This window comes from Deltaproteobacteria bacterium (assembly GCA_020845895.1).
Taxonomy (GTDB): domain Bacteria; phylum Lernaellota; class Lernaellaia; order JACKCT01; family JACKCT01; genus JADLEX01.
This window is the reverse complement of the sequence record JADLEX010000143.1, coordinates 60,461-80,991: the sequence shown is the minus strand read 5'-3', so window position 1 is coordinate 80,991 and position 20,531 is coordinate 60,461. Positions and strand designations below refer to the sequence as shown.

Here is a 20,531-nt window from a genome sequence, read left to right as displayed (position 1 = left end):
GAAACTCAAGACGCACGCGTCGTGAAACTCAAGACGCACGCGTCGTGAAACTCAGGACGCACTCTTCTTGAGCGCGGCATATTCCTCGCGATAGGCGCGCACCGTTCGCGTCAGGCCGTCTTCCAGCGAAACCGCGGGCACGTAACCGAGCGTCGAAACGACGCGGTCGATGGTGGCGCGGCTGTGGCGGATGTCGCCCGCGCGCGGTTCGGCGTGCACGGGCCTGAGATCGCTGCCGAGTTCGGCGCGGACGAGTTCGGCCAGTCGGTTGACGCTTGTTCCCACGCCGGTGCCGACGTTGAAGACGTGCGCGCAGGGCGGCGCGTCGTGCGCGGCCTTCAGGTTCGCCGAGACGACGTTGTCCACGTACACGAAGTCGCGCGTCTGCTCGCCGTCGCCGAAGATCGTGGGGCTCGTACCGTCGAGAAGCGCCTTCGCGAAGAGCGGAATGACCGCCGCGTAGGGCGAGTTTGGGTCCTGCCTCGGGCCGAACACGTTGAAGTAACGCAGTCCCACCGTGTCGAGACCGTAGCACGCGGGGAAGATACGGCCGTACAACTCGGACGCGAGCTTGGACGCCGCGTACGGCGAGAGCAACGCGCCCGCGTCGGTCTCGGCGAGGGCGGGTTTGTCGGTGTCGCCGTAAACCGCGCACGAGCTGGCATAGACCACGCGGCGCGCGCCCGCGTCGGCGGCGGCGCGAAAGACGTTGAGCGAACCCGTGACGTTGACCTCGTGGCATGCGACGGGATCGGCCAGACTCGCCGGCACCGAGACGAACGCCGCCTGATGGAAGACGAATTCGACGCCGTCGCAGACCTCGCGGCACAGCGCCGCGTCGCGGATGTCGCCCGCGATGAACTCGACGTCGAGTCCGTCGAGATTGGCGCGGCGACCGGTGGAGAGATTGTCGATCACGCGCACCGCGTGGCCGCCCGCGAGCAGGGCGCGGACGATGTGGTGGCCGATGAAACCGGCGCCGCCGGTGACGAGATAGCGGGTCATGGGTCCTCGCAGGGAGAATCGGCGCAGTATATGGAGCGGGACGGGACGGTCAAAGGGATCGTCCGGTTATTTCGACGATTCCACGGCATGCCGATAGACGTCGTCGATCAACTCGGCGACGGTTGCGATCGGCACCGGCGGGCGGATAGTCGCCGCCGCGCGGTCGATTTCTCCGGGATCGCGAAGGAGGCGCGTGACGACGGCGCGCAGGGCGAAGGCGTCGAGGCCGGTGAAGAGCCATCCGCCGCGATCCGGCCCGACCATCTCGGGCAGCGCACCGTGATCGGCCGCGATGACGGGCACACCCGCCGCGTGCGCCTCGGTGATGACCATCGGCGCGTTCTCGGCCCATAACGATGGGACGATCAGGACATCGATCTCCCCCCACACGTCGCGCGTCCCCGGCTCCACGAATCCCGCGTAACGGACGGCGGTGCTCCCGGCCAGTGCGCGTTCGGGCGGTTCCGGCAGTCGCCACGGACCGATGAGCGTGAGCGTCGCGTCGGCGGAGTCGATGCCCTCGAACGCGCGAATCGCGAGGAGCGTTCCCTTGTCGCGATCGAGGCTGCCCATCATCGCGAAACGCACGGGTCGCGGCGCCGCGCCGGTTCGCGCGCGAGCCGGGGCGTCGATTCCGTATGGGATCACGCGTGCGGTCGCCGAGAGGTCGAGCCCGGCGTCGCGGTGACGCCGAAGCAGGTGCTCCGACGGGCTGATGACCGCGCGGCAGAATTGCAGGAATTCGCCATGCGCCCGGCGACGCCGCGCGAAGAAGAGTGCCCGGGCAAGTCGGTGTGACTCCAAAAGCGAGGCGAAACGGACTCGCGCCGCGTCGACGGACGAGTCTGACGCGGACAGGGCGTCGCGACGACGGCGAATCCACACGCGGGCGGGACCGGTCTCGGCAAACGCGGCGGCCTCGCCGACCAGCAAATCGCCGTCGATGCCGCCAAAACACGCAACGCACCGCCGAATCGAAGGGCCGGGGCAGGGCGACTCGCCGCGAACCATCGGACGCACGCGGGGGCAGATCCACCAGTCGTCGTGCAGCGTTGCGACGGTCGGAATCGCCCGCGCCAGATCGATCAGCGTTTGGGGGCCAAAGCCAATGCCGTGATGCACGTGGAGCACGTCCGGCCGAAACTCGCCGAACGCGTGTGCCATGTCCGCCGAGAGCCGGCGATCCGCATCGGGACGGCGGTCGAGCCATCGGCGAACGCGAATGGCTCCCGCGGATTCCTCGGAAGCTCCATCGCCTCGATGTTCAACGGACTGCGTGTAGAAAAAGACGGCGTGCCGCTCGGCCTGCGCGACGGCGAGCTGCTCCGCGTGACGTTCCGCGCCGCCGTATCGCTCGGGCGGAAACTGGTGAATCAGATGGGCGATGCGCATGGATGCGAAACATGAAGCTCCCGGCGCGTCGCGTCCGGGAGCCGTGGGTTCATCTCGAATCGCCGTTCAGCAGCCGCAGCCGCCCCCGTCGCCGGAATCGGAGGCCGCGTCGTCGCCGCCCTTGTCGTCGTCGTCGTCATCGCCTTTCAAATCGTCGTCGTCCGCGGGAAGGTCGTCGTCATCGTCCGCGTCGTCGTCGCCGGGATTGAACGGTACGCCCGGTCCCTCGAACTGGTCGCCGACCGTCAGCGGAACCGATTGCGGAATCAGGTTCTGACCGGAAATGACGACCTGAAGCTCCGCCTTGTCCTCGACGGGGCCGAACATGACAATCGGCGCGACGCCCGACGCATCGGTGAACCCGACGCCGACCGGCATGCCGTCCATCGTGATGCCGACCATCGCGGGGCGAGCGGTGTCGACCGTCACCACGAGGTCGGATTCGTCGGCGGTGATCGCGCCGTCAAGCGTGTACGCGGGGACTTCCGGCACGCGCGTGAGCACCATCTGCTCCGGATCGCCCATGATGTTGTACATTTCGAGATAGCGCCGGGAGAGACCGTCGCCGTTGTAGTATTCCCACACGCCGAGCTTGCCGTAATCGGTCATGCCCGCGATCCAGGGCAGCGGCGTCATGCGGTCGCCGCCGCCGAAGAGCGCGTCGTACATGACGCGCTCCAGGATGTCGTCTTCATCCCAGTAGCTGTTGACGGAGCTCGCCCACATGGCGACCGCGCCGCCCGTCGCGCGCAGCCACGTTTCGGAAAACGCCTCGGCGTAACTGTAATCGCCGGTGACGCACGCGAACGAAAACACGATGGGATACGCGGTGTTGATGAGATCGCGCACCTCGTTCTGCTCGACGACCGGTCCGTCGGCCCAAGAGGTGACGCCGCCGTGGCCCGAATACGTGACGAGCGACGCGCCGGCGTTTACCGCCGTCAACACCTGCATCGTGGTCGCGCCCTCGTTTGTGTAGAAGCGTTCGCTCGCGTAGCCCTCGGGATCCATGTAAGTGCCGATGACGTACTCGTGCGTGCCCTCGCTGATGTCGTGGTTATCCTCCGACGCGAGAAAGAGGGCCGTCTGCACCCAGTTCGTCTGCGCGAAATCCGCGCGCTCGTTCGCCAGCGTCTTCGTCACCATGTTGGTGAGCTGCTGTTCGTCGCGCGCCGGAAAGCGGCCCACGCCGATGTCGGGGAAGAGGTCCGCGTCGTCCATGAGCTGATAGTACAGATCGGATGTCGGGCTCGAGCCGCCCTGACCGATGAAAAACGGCACCGTGTCGGTGTCGCCGAGGAGCAAGACGTATGCGGGCACGCGCTCCCAGGTCGCGTATGCATTCAGGATGGTGGCGTGAATAGCCTCCGCGGTGCCGCCCGCTTCCGCGACGGTCATGAACACGACGTCGTATCCCTTGAGCCGTTTCCACGCGACGAATTCCTGAAAGGCGGTCGTGTCGTAGAGAGCCTGCGTGCCGATGATGAGGTACGACGACGGGCCGTACTCGGACGCGGGCTTCGACCGCCACGCGGGCGGTGTTGCGGCGAGCCGCGCGAAGATGGCGTCGGTGCGGGGATCGGCGTAGCGCGCGCGCATGACCTGCGTGGCCTCGGCGTCCGCGCCGGGGAACGACAGCTCGACATCGACTCGCGTCGCGATGCGGATCGTGCCTTCGGCGGGATCGTAGGTCACGGGACGCAGCGTCAACCACGCGACGCGACGTCCGCGCAGACGCCCGATCTCACTGAGGTCGGCCAAGGGGGAGTCGCCGGCGGAACCCGCCGCATAAGCGTCCGCGTCGTAAACGAATTCGGTCGCTTCGCGCGCGCCGGGAAGTTTCACAACGGACGGCTGAACGGGCAGGACTTCGAATGCGTCCGAAATCTCCGCGAGAGACAATTCCACCTCGTCGCGCGCATTGGCGCGAATCTGAACGGACGCGCCCTCGGGGATCTCGATCAGGCGGCGAATTTCGGGCAGGCGCGGGCGACCGATGTCGGTGGTGACGCCGCTGCCGTCGAGTTCGATCTCGGCGAACGCGCCGAGGGCTGTCGGGACCGTGCCCACGGACAGGGCATCGATTTGCACGGCGATGGTCATCGCCCCCGCCGACTCGGCCGCGATCTCGACGCGCACCGCGGCCTCGTCCGCCGACGCGCCGATCGCGAATGCCAGCGCCGTGAAAACGAGCAGGATGACCGAAAAACCCTTGCGTCCGCGCATGCCGCACCTCACCGACCGAACGGAATGTTCCGCCGCCAACGTTTCGCTTAGCTCTTGTGCGCGAAAAGTTCAAGTTCCGGTGGGGAAGGCCGATAACACAATTGACGGACGATACGGAAACTCGCGGGGACCGCGACTTCGGCGTACGACCGGAAGGAATCGAACGAGTCTCACCAAAGACCGGCTGTTTCGACCCTTCCACCGGCGCTTGCAGGTTGCGGCCTTCGTCTTTTCTCTCGCCGCCGCGCCATTCAGGTGCGGATCTGGCCATCCCCGAACACGATGAATTTCTGCGTGGTCAGCCCTTCGAGGCCCATGGGCCCGTAGGCGTGCATCTTCGACGTCGAGATGCCGATCTCCGCGCCCAGGCCGAGCTGCTGGCCATCGGCGAAGCGCGTGGATGCGTTGACGAGCACCGTGGACGAATCGACGCGACGCAGGAAGTCCATCGCGCGCGTGTGGTGGGCGGTGGCGATGGCTTCGGTGTGCCCGGAACCGAAAAGCCGGATGTGGCGGATCGCTTCGTCCATGTCGGCGACGACGCGCACGGAGACGATGAGGCCCAAATATTCCGTCGCCCAGTCCTCGTCCGTCGCGGAGACGGCGGCGGGAAAGAGGGCGCGCGTTTTTTCGCACCCGCGAATCTCCACGCCCATTTCCGCGAGCGCCCCGCAAACGCGCGGCAGGAGTTCGCCCGCGACGCGCTCGTGGAACAGGATCGTTTCGAGCGCGTTGCACACGCCGGGGCGCTGCGTCTTGCCGTTGACCGCGAGATCCACGGCGATTTGCCCGTCGGCCCACTCGTCCACGTAGAGGTGGCACACGCCCTTGTAGTGCTTGAGCACGGGCACGCGGGCGTTTTCGGTGACAAAGCGGATCAGGCCCTCGCCGCCTCGCGGGATCGCCAGATCGACGGCGTCCTCGACCTGTACGAGCCACGCGATGGAGTCGCGGCCGGTGTCGTTGATGACGGTGACGGCCTGCGGCGGCAGCCCCGCGCCCGCGACGGCCTGCGACAGGACCTCGCCGATCACCGCGTTGCTGCGTGCGGCGTCGGACCCGCCGCGCAGGACGACCGCGTTTCCCGATTTGAGGCACAGCGCGGCGGCGTCGGCGGCGACGCCCGGGCGCGCTTCGTAGATGATGGCAACAACGCCGAGGGGGATGCGCATTCGCCCCACGAGCAGGCCGTTGGGACGGCGGCGAAGCTGCGAGATCTCGCCGACGGGATCGGGCAGGGCGGCGACCTCGAGCACGCCGTCGGCGATCGCACGCACGCGCGCTTCGGTGAGCGCGAGCCGGTCGATCATCGCATCGGCGAGCCCACCCTCCCGGGCGGCCTCCACGTCACGGGCGTTGGCCGCGAGGATCTCGCCGCATCGATCGACCAGCCCGCGCGCCATGGCTCGCAGCGCCGCGTTTTTGCGCTCGGTGTCGGCGATGGCGACGAGCGCAGCGGCGTCGCGCGCCATTCTTGCGGCATGCACAATCGCCGCGCGGCGGGCTTCGGTGTCCGTCATGGCATCTCCAGCAGGGTCATGTCGTCGCGATGGACGACCTCGTCCTTGAGCTTGAAGCCGAGCGCGTCGGCGATGGCGTCGGTGCGCCGCCCGCGAATCGCGCGGATCTCGTCCGCGGAGTAGGTGGCGAGCCCGCGCGCGATCGCGCGCCCGCCGGCGTCGCGGATCTCGACCACGCCGCCGCGATCGAAGTCGCCGATGACCTCGGCGACGCCGCCGGGGAGCAGGCTCTTGCCCCGCTCGCACAGCGCCGCGACCGCCCCCGCGTCCACGACGAGCACGCCCTCGGGCTGGTCCTGAAAGAGCAGCCAGCGCTTTCGCGCGCGCAGCGGCGTTTCGCTCGGTTCGAAGATCGTCCCGACCGATTCGCCGGCGAGCACGCGGGTCAGCGTGCCCTGGGTCTTGCCGTTCGCGATCACGGTCACGGCTCCGGTGCGCGCGGCGAGCCGCGCCGAGGCGACCTTCGTGCCCATGCCGCCGAGTCCCACGCCCGAGGCGCTGTCGCCGGCGCGGAAATCGCGGCCGTCGTCGTCGAGCGCGACGAAATCGATCAGCCGGGCGTCGTGGTTCGTTCGCGGGTCCTTGGAGTACAGGCCGTCGCAATCGGTGAGCAGCACGAGCAGGTCGGCGTCCACCGCCCCGGCCACGATGGCCGAGAGGTTGTCGTTGTCGCCGAGCTGGATCTCCTCGCTCGCCACGCTGTCGTTTTCGTTGACGATGGGGATGACGTCCAGATCGAGTAGCTGGCGTAGCGTGTGGCGGGCGGCGATGAAGCGACTGCGTACCGAGACGATGTCGCGGGTCACGAGAATCTGCCCCACCGCGATGCCGTACCAGTCGAAGATGCTCTGCCAAAAGCGCATGATCTCGACCTGCCCGACCGCGGCGATGGCCTGCTTGACGGCGACGTCGAGATCGAGCGGCGAGGCGGGCGCGATGCCGAGCTTCCGCCGCCCGGCCAGCACCGCGCCCGAGGTGACGACGACGATCTCGCGCCCGGCCGCGCGCGCGGCGTGGATTTCGCGCGCGAGTCCCGCGACGACGGCGACGTCGAGGCCGTCCTGGGGTCCCGCCAGCACGTTCGACCCGAGCTTGACGACCACGCGCCGCGATTTGCCCGCCCGTTCTCTCATCCGTTCCTAACCGTTTTCGCTTTTGGGGCGCGAATCATAACCGACGATTCCCCCGATTCCAATGTGCCCGCCGTTCGCCTTGTCAGTCGATCCATCGCCGCAGTGCCGCGACGACCGGATCCGTTTCGATCTCGTTCATGCACGTGTGATGATCGCACCGTCCTTTGTAACACGGTGCGCACCACGGCGCGGAGACGATCTTCTCGCCTCGGCCGTACAGATGCACCTCCTGCGGGCAAGTGGGGCCGAAGAGCGCGACAACGGGGACGCCCTGCGCCACGGCGAGGTGCATGGCGAGGGTGTCGGCGCACACGATGGCGCGCATGTTGCCGACGATCGCCGCGAATTCACGCACGGTGTGGTGCGTTCGCGCGTCGATCCCGACGGCGGCCTCGGCGACGATCCGCGCGTTGCGCTCGGTCTCGTCGCGCCCGCCCAGCACGATCGGCGTCATGCCGGTGTCGACGTGAATCGCGCGCATCAGGTCCGCCGTCTGCCGCTCCGACAGGCGTTTCGTGGCGAAGACCGGCCCCGCGCCGGTGTTGACGCCGACGTACGGACCGGGACCGAGCGAGGCGAGGTAGGCGGCGGCGGTTTCGCGTTCGACGTCGGTCACGCCGATGCGAACGGGTTGGTCGCGAAACGCAAACCCCACGGCCTCGAAGATGATCTCCTGATACGTCTTCGTATTTTCCAGGAACTTCAGCGGATCGTCGAGGCCGAGGCGCAGGGCGTATTCGGCTTCGGGGCCGCAGATCCCCAGCGTGCCCCACGGCGTCATCGTGAAACCCCTTTTCGTTTCGGCTCGAATGCGTGCGGCCAGCGCGATGGCGCGTGGCTCCTTGTCCAGGCAATAGACTTCGTCCCACTCCCGTGCGGCGAGAATGGCGGTATTCGTCGGACTCATCTCGACCACGCGGTCGATGCCGTCGATGCCGTCGAGCAGCGGCGCGGTAATGGCATCGACGACCCAAGTGAGGTGGCAGGCGCCGTGGCGCGCGCGAATGGGCTCGACGATCGGCGTTGTGCGGATCACATCGCCCATCGCCGCGAGCTTGATGACCAGGACGCGCGCACCCATCGGGCTGTATTCGCCGCACCCGTCGCAGAGCCTCCGAAACCGACAGGGCTTTTCGCCGATGTAGTGGCGGCAGTCGAAACGGATCACGGTCTTCGTTTCAAGAAAACTCAATCTTCGCTCCAGAGAACGCGCCCATCCATTGCCTCAACGGATGCGGCGCCGAAATGACGCAGGATCGAGGGGGCCAAATCGCGCAGGCAAGGATTCGGTGTGTCGATAGCGCGCGGTAAGATCAGAATTCCGGGGATGAGTTCGGGATCGACGCCGCAGTGATCGCCGCGCCATTGCGTATCGTTGTCGGCGAGCGCCGGCGTGCCGAGCCCCCCGAGAGACGAAACCCAGTCCGTGCGGTAGCCAGGTTCGTAACACACGACGAGGTCGCCCGCCCGGTCCATCGCGTGGCCCCAATAGAGCCGCTTCGATTCGAGCACGCGGCGAATCACCGGAGCGCCCGTGGCCGGATCGCGCCACGCGGTGAGCTTTGCGATGAGTTCGGTGGTGAGTTCGCGCGCGGGCTTGCCGGGCGCGACGATGCCGTCCGGCTCGCGGCCTTCGAGGTTCAGGTAGATCTTGGAGAGCCCCATCGCATAGGCTCGCGTGCGCGACCAATCGACCCCCGCCCAAAACACACCGCCTTGAAGCGAGGCGAGATCCGGGTCCACAACCGACGCGTCGGCCGCGAGATAGCCGTTTTCGAGCAGCCAGCGATTCAGGTTGACGCGCCGCCGCCACGGCGCAAACCCGTGATCGCTCGCCACCCACACGTCGGCGTCGGGAAAGTGCGCGCGCACCGCGCCGACAAACGCGTCGAAACGCACGAGCACGCCCGCGAGCGCGGCGGCAACCTCGGGACTCGCGGTGTCGCCGAACCCCGCGTGCGCCGTGCGATCGAAGAGTTCGTGATTGGCGATCACGAGGTCGTACGCGGGATCGGCGAGCACGTCGAAGGTCATCGACTCGAAGTCGGCGGCGCACCGCGCGGAGAGATCGTAAAACGCCTCGAACGAAACCCGCCCGCGCGCATGCAGCATATTCGGTTCGGGCCACCCGGCGGCGGGCGTCGGCGGAATGCGCGCAGCGCGGTCGCGGGCCCAGACGTGGGGATGCACCGCGCCGAGGGGCTCGTCGTCAAAACGCGCCCAGACGGGCGTGAGCGCGATGACGGGGTCGTCCACGCTGCCCGAGACGTGCGCCGCCGCGAGGCCGCGCCCGCCCGATGAATCCACCGCGAGCCACGGGCCGAAGCGCCCGAAGGGAAGCTCCGTCGTGTTCCACCACCACGATCCGCCCGCGAGACGCAGCCGCTGCGTGACGATGCCGCCGTGCGGCGATTCGATATCGAGCATCAAACTCTCGCCGTCGCGCCGCCACGCGCGCTCGCGCGTTCCGAACAGATCGCCCGCGCCGCCATCGCGGCTGAACACCTGCGCGAGACCCCACGAGCCGCCCGCGTCGGGCACGCCGAGCCCGCCGACGACGAGATCGGCCCCGGGCGGCGGCGGAAACGCGCCCGGTACGCGGATGAGCGCGCTGCGCACCGCGGCGCGCGCGAGCGGCTCGCACAACGTCGGCGCGGCGATCGCGTTGCGAAAGCCCTCGTCGGTGCGCTCAAAGAGCGAAACGGCGGGCATGCGCGTCGCCGCGTCGCGGTGCAGAAAGTCGAAGATGCCGTGCTTGCCGGGGTTGCAGCCGGTCAGCACCTCGGCGAAGGCAACGGGCGATTCGGCGGGAAACGACGTGGCGAGCGGCGCAATCGTTCCGCCGCGCGCGAGCGCGGCCAGGTTCGGCATCGCCCCCGCGTCGAGAAACGACCGGGTGAAAGCGTAATCCGCACCGTCGAGAAAAAGGAGAAAGAGTCGTTTCGTCATGGGATTTCCGAGAAGGCATTGTGCGGTGAAACGCGCGGACGGGGCAAGGCGGTGTGAGAACCCAGAACAGGCGGGGGCGCCTGTTCCACACGCTGGAGCCTGAACCCCGGCGGGTCATGTGGCACAGCCGCCCTCGGCTGTGCGGGACAGGGGACTCGCCCTGCGCCACATCATGGCGTTCGAAACGTGCGACGGTTTGAATCGCCGCCGCTCGGTCGTATGTTGAACTGGAATCACGAGGGGGAATGCCGATGGCCGGAGAGATCGTGTTCGCGGTGTACAAGCCGCGTGAGGGCAAGGAGATGGAACTCAAGATGGCGCTCAAGCGCCACGTGCCGACGCTTCGCCAGCAAGGCTACGTCACGCTGCGCCCGCCGCTGTTCCTCAAGTCGATGGAAGACGGAACCTATATCGAAATTTTCCAATGGGGTTCGCTCGACGCCATGAAGCAGGCACACGACGACGAGAAGGTGCGCGAGGTCTGGAGCGCCATCGAGGCGGCCGCGGAGATCCGTACCCTCGCCGATCTCGAGGAGGCGAGGACGCCGTTCCCATCATTCCTGCCCGTGCAGGGCGTCGTCTGCAACTGACCTGAAATGTGGCGCGGGCGCCCTCGCCCGCGACGGAAGAAGCAATGCCCGCGCGCTGTCGCTTGCGGCACAGACATCGCACCGTCGCAGCGTTCACGCGTTTGTTCGTCAGTGCCGCAAACGAAGTCCCGAGTGCATCCGAGGGACGAAAGTGCGCGGGCGTGTCCTTGGCGAATTGCCCGCGCGTTGTCGCTTGCGGCGCGGGCGTCGCGTCGTCGCATTGCCCGCGCGCTGTCGCTTGCGGCACGGACATCGCAACGTCGCATGATCTCATTCGTCCGGCGGCACCCATCCGCCGAACGCGCGCTCCAGTTCCAGCGCGGCGGCGACCGTCAGGTGGTCGTTGCCCGGCACCGACGCGACCTGCATCCCCAGCGGCAGGTGGTGATGGTTCAGCCCGAGCGGGACCTGCGTGACCGGGAAGGTCATGACGTTCAGGACTGCCGTGTAGACCCAGTTGAACGGGCGCACGAGCGGCATGTTGTGCTTCGGCGCAGGGTAGGCGTGCGAGGGGAAGAACATCAGGCCGTTCGGGCCGATGGCCTCCTCCAGTTCCTCGCGCAGGATGCGGCCCTCATCGATGAACCGCTCGGCGCGCTTCGGTGTGAACTTCGGAAAGATCTCCATGATCGCCAGTACGATCGCCGGGATCGTGTGTTCGCTCGCGCCGACGCACCACTTCATGAGTTCCCACAGGCGCGGGATCTCGCGGCCTTCACCCATGCTGGAGGCGAAGCTGTCCTCGCCGGAGGCCGCGAGCATCGACGACCAGATCATGAACGCCTGCTTCATGCGGTGGAAACGCATCGTCGTGATTGTCGCGCCAAGCCGCCGGAAGTGCTCCACGGCGTTCTTCTGTGCGACCTGAAGGTCCATGCTGACGCGAATGCCCGAGTTGTCCACGACGTTCAGGATGCGCAGCGATTTCCAATCGACGCCCGCGGGATCGCCGAGCGGCATCTCGCGGCACCACGCGTCGCCCGGCGCGGGACCTTTCATGATGTTCACGAGCGGCCACAGGTCCTCGGCGCGGCGGCAGATCGGTCCCGTGGAGAGATACATATTGGAGATGCCTCGGGGCACGGGGTGCTGGCCGATGTTCGGAATCAGCCCACCGGAGCACTTGTGGCCGAAAACGCCGTTGAAAAACGACGGCATGCGGATCGAGCCGCCGATATCCGCGCCGAGACCGAAGGGCGACGCGCCCGAGCCGATGATCGCGCCCTCGCCGCCGGAACTGCCGCCGACGATGTGCGCGGCGTTGTACGGATTGCGCGTGCGTCCGTAGATCGTGTTGTTCGTTTCCATCCACATGCACAGTTCGGGGATATTCGTCACGCCCATCGGGATCGCGCCGGCGCCGCGCATGCGCTTCACGGTGATCGCGTCGCTGTCCGCGACAATTCCTTTTCGCCGATACAGGCCCGACGTGTTCGGCATGCCCGTAAGCCGAAAGGCCTCTTTGATCGTGCAGGGGACGCCGTGATAGGTCGGTACGCGCTCCGGCCCTATCTTGGCGAGCGTCCGATCCGCTTCACGCGCTTCATCCATCGCTGCGTCGAATCGGTCGGCCACCACGGCGTTGATGACGGGATTCACGCTCCGGGCGTGATCGATATGCGTCGCGACGACTTCCGCGGAGGTTGTCTCGCGTTCGCGGATTTTCCGCGCGAGTTCGAGACCCGAAAGTTCCAGCAGGGGATGCACGCGTCACCTCGAAATTGCATGGAGCGCAAGGCGCAATGAGTCCCGCGTCACGATAGACGCGCCGCGCGAAAGTGCAAGTTCGATGCGGTCGAAATCAGTTCGAACGGGCCGATGTGAAAATGCGATCCGCTTCCGCGAGGATCGTCGCGAAACCGCGCGGCTCCCCTGCGCCGTGAACGCAGCCGCAGCCGATGCACGCGCGCTCGGCGCGGATCGGAAAATTGTCGCAGGGCAGAGTCTCGCCATGGGCGTCGCGTCCCCGAGCGACGACCTCCCGGAAATCAGCTCCATCTCGATCTCGTACTTCTGCTCATCCGTAAACTTGCTCGGTCTCGGCAAAGAACACCTCCCGTGGGCGAACGCCGCCTGCCGGACGCACCCTGGGCTCTGACGGCCCGGCGCGCCGGACGCGGCGGCTCGATTCTACCCACTTTCCGGTGTCTCGCCTTCAGAGGGGGACAGAATAGCTAAGCCCACTATCTCCCGGAGAATGGTTCAGAAGCTGTCGAAACGCTCGTCGCAAAGCCCGTCGAGAAGTTATCTGAGGGTCAAAATGAGCCGTTTTTGGTCAATTCTTTGCTCAACGGCTCACCCGAGGCCGAATATCCGACGTCCAGATTCAACGAAAAGGCTCGCAAGTTCAAACACTTGCGAGCCTTGAGGAATGAGTCGGGATGACTGGATTTGAACCAGCGACCCCCTGCTCCCGAAGCAGGTGCTCTACCAGGCTGAGCCACATCCCGTAAATTGGAGAGTCGCACCGGGCGCGAATCTCCGTCCAGCTGTCAGTCGGCGCGAACTAGATCGATAGCGCCGGGGCAACGGCCTCGTTCGCCTCGATCCGGGCGAGTTCGGCGCGCATCCGGTCCACCGTTGCGCGGTAGTCCTGGGTGTGGAAGATCGCCGAACCGGCGACGAACGCATCGCACCCCGCCGCGGCGACATCGCCGATGTTGTCGGGTCCGATCCCGCCGTCCGCCTCTACTAATATGGAACGCCCCGCGCGGTCCATCCGGTCGCGGACCTCGCGAATGCGATCCAGGGATCCCTCGATGAATTTCTGCCCGCCGAAGCCCGGGTTCACGGTCATGACGAGAACGTAGTCGATGAAACGCAGCACCGGCTCGATCACGGAGACCGGCGTCGCGGGATTCAGGACCACGCCCGCTTTCTTGCCGAGCGAGCGGATGAGCTGGATCGTCCGGTGCAGGTGGTATCCCGTCTCGACGTGGACGCTGATCCAGTCCGCGCCCGCCTCGGCGAACGCCGGGACAAATCGGTCGACGTTTTCGATCATCAGATGAACGTCCAGCGGAAGCCGCGTGACCTTGCGCACCGAGGCGACCACCGGCGGTCCGATGGTGATATTCGGGACGAAGTGCCCGTCCATCACATCGACGTGGATCCAGTCCGCCCCGACCGACTCGACCGCGCTGATTTCCTCGCCCAGACGGGCGAAATCGGCGGAGAGAATGGACGGCGCAATCAGGTATCGGGACATGCGAACCTCACGGCGCGTCGATCCGGACGCGCGGCGCGCGGCATCATATCCAACTTCGTGCAGGGAGCAAGGGGCACGGCGCGCGACGGGGAATCCCGGATTATTTCGTCACCCAACGAGCGAGAACGGCCTTCAGTTCGTCGGGCTGAATCGGTTTCGCGACGTAGTCGTCCATCCCGGCGTCGATGCACCGCTCACGATCGCCCTTCATCGCCGTGGCGGTCAGCGCGATGATCGGGATCCGCGCCGATCCCCGCTGCGTTTCCTGACGACGGATCTCGGCGGTCGCCTCGAGTCCGTCGAGAACCGGCATGTGGACGTCCATCAGCACCGCGTCGAAGGGGTGCGTGAAGATTGTGTCGAGCACCTCGCGTCCGTCGGAAACCACGGTGACGTGATAGCCGAATTTCTTGAGGAACTTCGACGCCACCTTCTGATTCACCGCGTTGTCTTCCGCGAGCAGGACGTGCCGGTCCGCAGCCGATTCGTCGGCGAGTTCGGTCCACGCCGATTCCCGCGTTCCCGACGGCGCGGCAACTCCAATCGCTTCGGCGATGGCGCCCAGCAATCGCTGCTGTTTCGCGGGCTTCATCAGAAATTCGACGCACCCGAGCGCGGCCATGTTTTCGCGGTCGTTGTCGCGGCAACTGCTCGTGTGAACGACGATCCGGGTTTCGCGCAGATTGTCGGCGCCGAGCACCATGCCGACGAATTCCTCAGGCGCGGGCTCGGTCTGGCGCAGATCGAGAAGGATCACCTGATACGGTTTGCCGGTCGAAGCGGCCTTCTTGAGCAAGGAGATCGCCTCGATCGTCGCCTGCGCCCCGTGGGCAACGCATCCGACCGCGTCGAGGAGGCGGCTGACGGCGAGGCGGCTGCTCGCATTGCGATCGACGACGAGCACGCGGGTTCCCTGGATCTGCGGGATCACGCCGGCGATCTCGGCGGTCGCACTCGCCGTCCTGCGCAGCGGCAGGGTCACCGTGAACGTGCTGCCCTTGGCGACTTCGCTGGTGTACGCGATTTCGCCGTGCATCAGATGCGTGAGCTGGCGGCAAATCGTCAGACCCAGCCCCGTGCCGCCGTACCTTCGGGTGATCGAACCATCGGCCTGCGTGAAGGATTCGAAAATTGCTTTCTGACGCTCCGGGGGAATGCCGATGCCGGTATCTCGAACGGAAAACTTCAGAAGGACTTCATCGCCGAGGTCCTGGACGAATTCCACCGAGAGCTCGATCTCGCCTTCCGGGGTGAACTTGATCGCGTTCGACAGCAGGTTCGAGAGGATCTGCCGGATGCGATTGGGATCGCCGACGAGAAATCGGGGCGAGCGCGGCGCAACGGTGTCGATCAATTCAAGGCGACGTTCGGCAGCGAGAATCGCCATCCCCGCGACGACGTCCTCGACGACCTCGAGCAGATCGAACTCGATCGTTTCGAGCTCCAGTTTTCCGGCCTCGACCTTCGAGAAGTCGAGGATGTCGTTGATGATCTTGAGCAGGCTGTCGGCGGAGCTCTTGATGATCGTCAGATACTCGTGCTGCTCGTCGGTGAGTTCGGTGCCGAGCGCGAGAATGGTCATGCCGATGATGCCGTTCATCGGCGTGCGGATTTCGTGACTCATGTTCGCGAGGAACTCGGACTTGGCCTTGTTCGCGAGTTCGGCTTCGAGATTCGCCTGCTGGAGAAATTCGTTCGCCGTTTCGAGATCCTGCAGGTGCTGGCCGTCGAGTTTGCGCAGACGCGCGATCTCGTCGAGCCGCTGTTGCAGTTCTTCGTTCGCCCGGTGCGCCGCGGACTCCGCGGCGGTCAAGCGCGAATCGTCGGACGCGATGATAAAGATCCCGCTGGGATCACCGTGATCGTTCACCGCACCGATGACACGACAACTGACCGGAAAAGCCTCGCCGGACTTTCGTCTCGCCTGAAAGCGGCCTTGCCATTCTCCGTCCTCGGCCAGCCGGCGGGCCACGTCGAGTTCCTCGGGCGTTTCCTCGAGACGAAGCAGCGTGGCCGGCTCCCCGATGACCTCGGACTTTGCAAAGCCCGTGGAGCGGACGAAGGCCTCGTTGACGTAGCGAATCCGTGCGTCCTCTCCGACGATGACGACCAATTCTTCGATGAATTCGACCGTTCTCGAGACCTGCGAGAACTGATCCGAAGGCACCGGCTCCGACCCCGAACGGGCGGTTACGGTTTCCTTCTGGTTGTCTCGCGAGGCCGCGGAAAGATCATCTCGCATGGTCGGCGGCACCCAACGTCCCGGAAGAGGGGAATCCCTGTATCATATCGGACGAACGGAGAAATTCCACAACCCTCGAATCGCGTTGCGTTTTACCCCATAAGGAAATTCCCCGAAAGAGCCCCAAGCGAATCGACGCCCGCGAGTTTCGCCATCGAAAGCGCGCGGTTCAGGCCATCGCGACGGCTTCACCGATCAGTTCTTTCACGTAGTCGAGCTTCTCGTGTTCGGGTCCGTAGAGGAGTTTCGCGACCGCGTCGGGATTCAGGGGCTGGACGGGGCTCTTGCTGACAAGGCGCTTGATGACCGAAAGGTCCGCCCGGCGCATGACGGCGGCCAGGTTGGGGACGCGTTCGTTGAGGACGATGGAGCGATACGGATACTCCTGGAAGTAGTAGAGGTTCGCCTTGAAACCCATGTCCCAGATATTCTGGGCTTGTTCGGGGCTGATGGGATTGCCCGCGTCGGCGTAGCGCTCGAGCAGCATCTCCTTGACCGCTTCGACGTCTTCGATCGGTCCCTTGGATTGCAGGAGGTCGTGGAGCGTCTCGAAACCTCGGATGCGCTCGGGCGGCGTGTCGAGCCGGTAGTTGATCTGGCGCAGCGCGTTTCGGTAGATCGACTCCAAATCCATATTCGACGTGTCCTGCTCCGAGGTCGTGACCGCGGACTCGACGGAGATCGGCGCGACGAAGGGTCCGCCGTCTTCATCCTTCTGGATTTCCACGACGTCGTGGCACTCCTCGACGAACTGCGTGAAGGTCTTGTACCCGTAGTTGCCCTCGTCGAAGGACGGGTCGAGTCGCACCATCATGGGACGGACGGTGTAAATCGACACGCGGCCGTCGTCACGACTGCGCGCGAGACGCCGCACGGCGCGCAGTAGCAGGTCCTTGGCGTCGTCGCGATTGGCGGGCGTCGGCGTCTCCCCGGACTCCGTCGGCGTCTCTTCGTCGGTCGTCGCGCCCGCGCCCTCCATCAGGGTGTGGTAGTACTTGAACTCGTTGCACGCCTTGATCCAGTAGATGTTGGAAGAGTTCTTGGCCCCGATGCCGACGACGTAACGCCCGCGAGTCCTCAGTTTTTGCGCGAGGTTGGAAAAGTCGCTGTCGCCCCCGATGACCACCTGCATGGTCACGAAGGGGTAGTGGAAGACGTCCTCCACCGCGTCGATGGCGAGTCGGATATCCGCGCCGTTCTTGGCGTGCGATCCGCGCGGAAAGAGTTGAACGAGATCGATGGAGTGCTCCATGAGCACGAAGCGGTATTGACGCAGCATGGTCCAGTTCGCGTACGCGCGGTTGATGACCACGTTCCCCAGCGAATTCAGGTAGTCCATGATGACCTTGACGTTGGCGAGCCGCTCCGGCTCCCGAAACCCCACGCGCGACGGCAGCGGCGCGTTGCGCAACTGGACGCCGTTGTGGATGTTCTCGAAGTCCCAGTAAACGGCGATGCGTTCGGCGGACGGGGAACGTTCGGGGGATTCGATCGTCATGAAATGACTCCTCGGCGAAAAGGGAAATGAAAAATTCCTGATTTTTCGGGCGAATAGAGCGACGAATCCGTCAAAAACGCTCCAAACGCCTCCACGCGCCTTCTTGACAAAAACGATACCGAACGGTCAATAAACCACTCTATTCGACGGGAGCCCGTCGTGCAAGGAGAACTTTTCATGGAATCGAAGTGGATGTTGACGTGGACAGCCTTTGCCGTCGCGATGCTGGTGATGTTGACGGGCGGCGCCCTGCTCGGTTGCGCGAGCGGCGGCGATGACGACGATGACGGCGGTAGCGATTCGAACTTCCAGACCGCCTGCACGAATATCGCGGGTTGCGGACTCGGAGCGGACCTCGGCATTGGGAGCATGTCCGACTGCGAAAGTGTCCTGTCGGGACTGGATGATGCGACGGTGACATGCGTGGACAGCGCGGGGAACTGCGATCAGCTCGGCCAGTGTTTTGGCATTGCCGGCGACGATGACGACGACGCGGCCGACGATGATTCGGACGACGACGACGCGGCGGATGACGACGCCGAAGGCGACGCGCCGAAATTGAAATCACCGAACTTTCTGATCAGCCCTTCCGATCCCGAGCTGGCGGGGTGGGACCAGTGGAACGGCGGCGACTTCTGCCCGGATTGGGAAAAGGCGCGCTGGTCCGCCGGATGGACGGATCTCGATGAGGACCTGGGCGGAGGCAAATTGTACGTCGCGCTCGACGGCGGCGAGCCGGTGGAGTCGGATCTGCCGGCGACGATGACGATTTCGGGCACGTGGGACCAAATGAAGATCTACGTGGACCTGGACGAGGAATTTGCCGAGGTGGGCGATCACGACGTCGAAGTCTGGGTCAAGGACTCGAATGGGAACGAAAGCAACCACCTCAGTTTCAGCTACGGAGCGACCGCCGACCCGACGCCGTACGGTCTGGGTTCTCAGTTCGCCGACTTCACGCTTCGCGGATTCAAGGCGACGGTGACGGCGATCGATGGCTCCACCGGCACGTTCGCGGACTACACGCTCTCCGATTACCTCGGCCAGGTCGTGGTCGTGGACAGCTTCGCGGGATGGTGCCCGCCGTGCGACGCGGCCGCGCCCGAACTCGACGAAATCGCGGAAACCTACGCGGGAGACGCCGTGGTTTTTTCGTTCATGGGCGACACGCAAACCGGCGACCCGGTTGCCGGCGTGGACGACTTCGATCTGGAAGGTTGGACTCTGTACCACTTCGGCAAGTACTGGTACGAACCCGCGCGGCGTAAGAACGGCGAGGTCGAATTCCAACTCACCGGCACGGTACTCAACGACCAGAACTACGCCGTGTGCGGCGACTACTACATCGCCAACTACGTCCCGCAGACGTTTGTGCTCGACGCCGACCACGTGGTGCGCTTCAAGATGAACGGCTTTTATCAGCCCTACATCGAGGACGTGATCGACTACCTGCTGACGCTCTGATTTCGACGCATCCGCGCATACCGACGCCGGTCTTCGGGCCGGCGTTTTCATTGGGAACCGCCGTCCCAACCGGCCGGTGCGCGGGCGTTGCGAGCCCGGCGGAATTGTGGCAAAAAGCGCGCGCTTTCAATCCCGACGATCGCGGCCTTTCGAAACGGCCCACATCGTATTCGTCACATCAGGAGACTCGGCATGACCCGCGTGCACAACTTTTCTCCCGGCCCCTCCATGATTCCGCTGCAGGTGCTCGAATGGGCGCAGGCCGAGCTCGTCGACTTCGCGGGTTCGGGCATGAGCGTGATGGAGCTGTCGCACCGGGGCAAGGTGTTCGAGCAGGTGCATGAGCGAACGAAGGCGGATCTTCGCGAACTGCTCGGGATCCCCGAGGGATACGGAATTCTCTTCCTGCAGGGTGGGGCGAGCCTTCAGTTCGCGATGATCCCGATGAACCTGCTCGGCCCCGGGGAGAGTGCCGATTACGTGGTGACGGGAACGTGGTCCGAAAAGGCGATCAAGGAGGCGAAGATCGTCGGCAAGGCGCGCGTCGCGGCGACGTCGAAGGAGACGAACTACGACCGCATCCCCGACCTCGGCCCGTCTTCGTTCGATCCGGCCGCGAAATACGTCCACATCACCACCAACAACACGATCTTCGGCACGCAGTACCACGCGCTCCCCGACACGGCGGGGATTCCGCTCATCGCCGACATGTCGTCCGACATTTTGTGCGGGGCGATCGACGTTTCGAAGTTCGGCCTCATCTACGCGGGCGCGCAGAAGAACCTCGGCCCCTCGGGCACGACGCTCGTAATCGTGAAGGAATCGCTGCTCGGCGCCGTGCGTGAAACGCTGCCGACGATGATGCGCTACCAGATCCACATCGAAAACGATTCGATGTACAACACCCCGCCGACATTCGGCATCTACATGATCGGCCTCACGGCGCGGTGGATCAAGGAAATGGGCGGCGTCGCCGCGATCGAACAACGCAATCGCGAAAAGGCCGGGATGCTCTACGCCGCGATCGACGAGTCGGGAGGATTCTATCGCGGTCACGCGCAACCGGGCAGCCGCTCGACGATGAACGTGACCTTCCGTCTTCCGACCGAGGAACTGGAAAAGCTCTTCGTAAAAGAGGCGGCGAGCGAAAGCATCGTCGAGATCAAGGGCCACCGCAGCGTGGGCGGCATGCGCGCGTCGATCTACAACGCGATGGAACCCGCATCGGTGAAGGTACTCGTCGATTTCATGGGTGAGTTCCGCCGCAAACACGGGTGACGTCTGTCCCTCGCGACGGCTCGCGA

At 65.3% G+C, this 20,531-nt stretch carries 14 protein-coding genes and 1 tRNA gene; 3 read left to right on the top strand and 12 right to left on the bottom strand.

All coding sequences use genetic code 11. From position 1 onward, the window contains the following. Positions 1-51: 51 nt before the first annotated feature. The 7 genes from IT350_19670 to IT350_19640 form a co-directional block, all read right to left on the bottom strand. Positions 52-1,005 carry an SDR family oxidoreductase gene (locus tag IT350_19670; protein MCC6160280.1) on the bottom strand — a complete coding sequence of 318 codons (954 nt, stop codon included), beginning with the start codon at positions 1,003-1,005 and terminating at the stop codon, positions 52-54. Between the two features lie 66 nt (positions 1,006-1,071). Then, positions 1,072-2,397 (bottom strand): glycosyltransferase family 4 protein, encoded by a 1,326-nt coding sequence (locus IT350_19665; protein ID MCC6160279.1) that lies wholly within the window; start codon positions 2,395-2,397, stop codon positions 1,072-1,074. Between the two features lie 66 nt (positions 2,398-2,463). Continuing rightward, positions 2,464-4,623: a hypothetical protein gene (locus IT350_19660; GenBank protein ID MCC6160278.1), complete on the bottom strand. Its 2,160-nt coding sequence runs from the start codon at positions 4,621-4,623 to the stop codon at positions 2,464-2,466. Between the two features lie 251 nt (positions 4,624-4,874). Beyond that, positions 4,875-6,143 (bottom strand): glutamate-5-semialdehyde dehydrogenase, encoded by a 1,269-nt coding sequence (locus IT350_19655; GenBank protein ID MCC6160277.1) that lies wholly within the window; start codon positions 6,141-6,143, stop codon positions 4,875-4,877. Next, a complete protein-coding gene (proB, locus tag IT350_19650) occupies positions 6,140-7,276 on the bottom strand; it encodes a glutamate 5-kinase (protein ID MCC6160276.1) in 1,137 nt (378 codons plus the stop codon). Before proB ends, IT350_19655 begins: the two co-directional genes overlap by 4 nt. A gap of 82 nt (positions 7,277-7,358) precedes the next feature. Beyond that, complete coding sequence (locus IT350_19645) at positions 7,359-8,468, bottom strand: glycosyltransferase family 9 protein (GenBank protein ID MCC6160275.1); 1,110 nt, start codon at positions 8,466-8,468, stop codon at positions 7,359-7,361. Next, positions 8,465-10,225, bottom strand: coding sequence for an alkaline phosphatase family protein (locus IT350_19640; GenBank protein ID MCC6160274.1), 1,761 nt, complete (start codon positions 10,223-10,225; stop codon positions 8,465-8,467). Before IT350_19640 ends, IT350_19645 begins: the two co-directional genes overlap by 4 nt. Before the next feature lie 245 nt (positions 10,226-10,470). On the opposite strand from IT350_19640, the gene IT350_19635 reads away from it, so the two are divergent. After that, on the top strand, positions 10,471-10,815 hold the full coding sequence (locus tag IT350_19635) for a hypothetical protein (protein ID MCC6160273.1): 345 nt from the start codon (positions 10,471-10,473) through the stop codon (positions 10,813-10,815). Positions 10,816-11,085: 270 nt separating this feature from the next. Here IT350_19635 and IT350_19630 read toward each other — a convergent pair whose 3' ends face one another. The 5 genes from IT350_19630 to IT350_19610 all read right to left on the bottom strand — a co-directional run bounded on the left by IT350_19630 (position 11,086) and on the right by IT350_19610 (position 17,763). Next, a complete protein-coding gene (locus IT350_19630; GenBank protein ID MCC6160272.1) occupies positions 11,086-12,522 on the bottom strand; it encodes an amidase in 1,437 nt (478 codons plus the stop codon). Positions 12,523-13,191: 669 nt separating this feature from the next. Next, positions 13,192-13,265: transfer RNA gene (locus IT350_19625), tRNA-Pro, on the bottom strand. Positions 13,266-13,321: 56 nt separating this feature from the next. After that, positions 13,322-14,023: a ribulose-phosphate 3-epimerase gene (locus tag IT350_19620; GenBank protein ID MCC6160271.1), complete on the bottom strand. Its 702-nt coding sequence runs from the start codon at positions 14,021-14,023 to the stop codon at positions 13,322-13,324. Positions 14,024-14,123: 100 nt separating this feature from the next. Further along, positions 14,124-16,190: a response regulator gene (locus IT350_19615; protein MCC6160270.1), complete on the bottom strand. Its 2,067-nt coding sequence runs from the start codon at positions 16,188-16,190 to the stop codon at positions 14,124-14,126. Positions 16,191-16,434: 244 nt separating this feature from the next. Beyond that, positions 16,435-17,763, bottom strand: a complete 1,329-nt coding sequence (locus IT350_19610; protein MCC6160269.1) for an NYN domain-containing protein — start codon at positions 17,761-17,763, stop codon at positions 16,435-16,437. Positions 17,764-17,940: 177 nt separating this feature from the next. Between IT350_19610 and IT350_19605 the strand changes: the two genes are divergently transcribed. Next, a complete protein-coding gene (locus tag IT350_19605; protein MCC6160268.1) occupies positions 17,941-19,227 on the top strand; it encodes a TlpA family protein disulfide reductase in 1,287 nt (428 codons plus the stop codon). 192 nt (positions 19,228-19,419) lie between these two features. After that, the gene (gene serC / locus IT350_19600; GenBank protein MCC6160267.1) at positions 19,420-20,505 is read left to right on the top strand and encodes a 3-phosphoserine/phosphohydroxythreonine transaminase; all 1,086 of its coding nucleotides are present in this window, start codon (positions 19,420-19,422) and stop codon (positions 20,503-20,505) included. The last annotated feature ends 26 nt before the right edge of the window (positions 20,506-20,531 follow it).

Excerpts from the sequence above, each read along its gene's own strand:
- IT350_19670 (MCC6160280.1), bottom strand. The coding sequence starts at position 1,005 with ATGACCCGCTATCTCGTCACCGGCGGCGCCGGTTTCATCGGCCACCAC.
- IT350_19665 (MCC6160279.1), bottom strand. The coding sequence starts at position 2,397 with ATGCGCATCGCCCATCTGATTCACCAGTTTCCGCCCGAGCGATACGGC.
- IT350_19660 (MCC6160278.1), bottom strand. The coding sequence starts at position 4,623 with ATGCGCGGACGCAAGGGTTTTTCGGTCATCCTGCTCGTTTTCACGGCG.
- IT350_19655 (MCC6160277.1), bottom strand. The coding sequence starts at position 6,143 with ATGACGGACACCGAAGCCCGCCGCGCGGCGATTGTGCATGCCGCAAGA.
- proB (MCC6160276.1), bottom strand. The coding sequence starts at position 7,276 with ATGAGAGAACGGGCGGGCAAATCGCGGCGCGTGGTCGTCAAGCTCGGG.
- IT350_19640 (MCC6160274.1), bottom strand. The coding sequence starts at position 10,225 with ATGACGAAACGACTCTTTCTCCTTTTTCTCGACGGTGCGGATTACGCT.
- IT350_19635 (MCC6160273.1), top strand. The coding sequence starts at position 10,471 with ATGCCGATGGCCGGAGAGATCGTGTTCGCGGTGTACAAGCCGCGTGAG.
- IT350_19620 (MCC6160271.1), bottom strand. The coding sequence starts at position 14,023 with ATGTCCCGATACCTGATTGCGCCGTCCATTCTCTCCGCCGATTTCGCC.
- IT350_19610 (MCC6160269.1), bottom strand. The coding sequence starts at position 17,763 with ATGACGATCGAATCCCCCGAACGTTCCCCGTCCGCCGAACGCATCGCC.
- IT350_19605 (MCC6160268.1), top strand. The coding sequence starts at position 17,941 with ATGGAATCGAAGTGGATGTTGACGTGGACAGCCTTTGCCGTCGCGATG.
- serC (MCC6160267.1), top strand. The coding sequence starts at position 19,420 with ATGACCCGCGTGCACAACTTTTCTCCCGGCCCCTCCATGATTCCGCTG.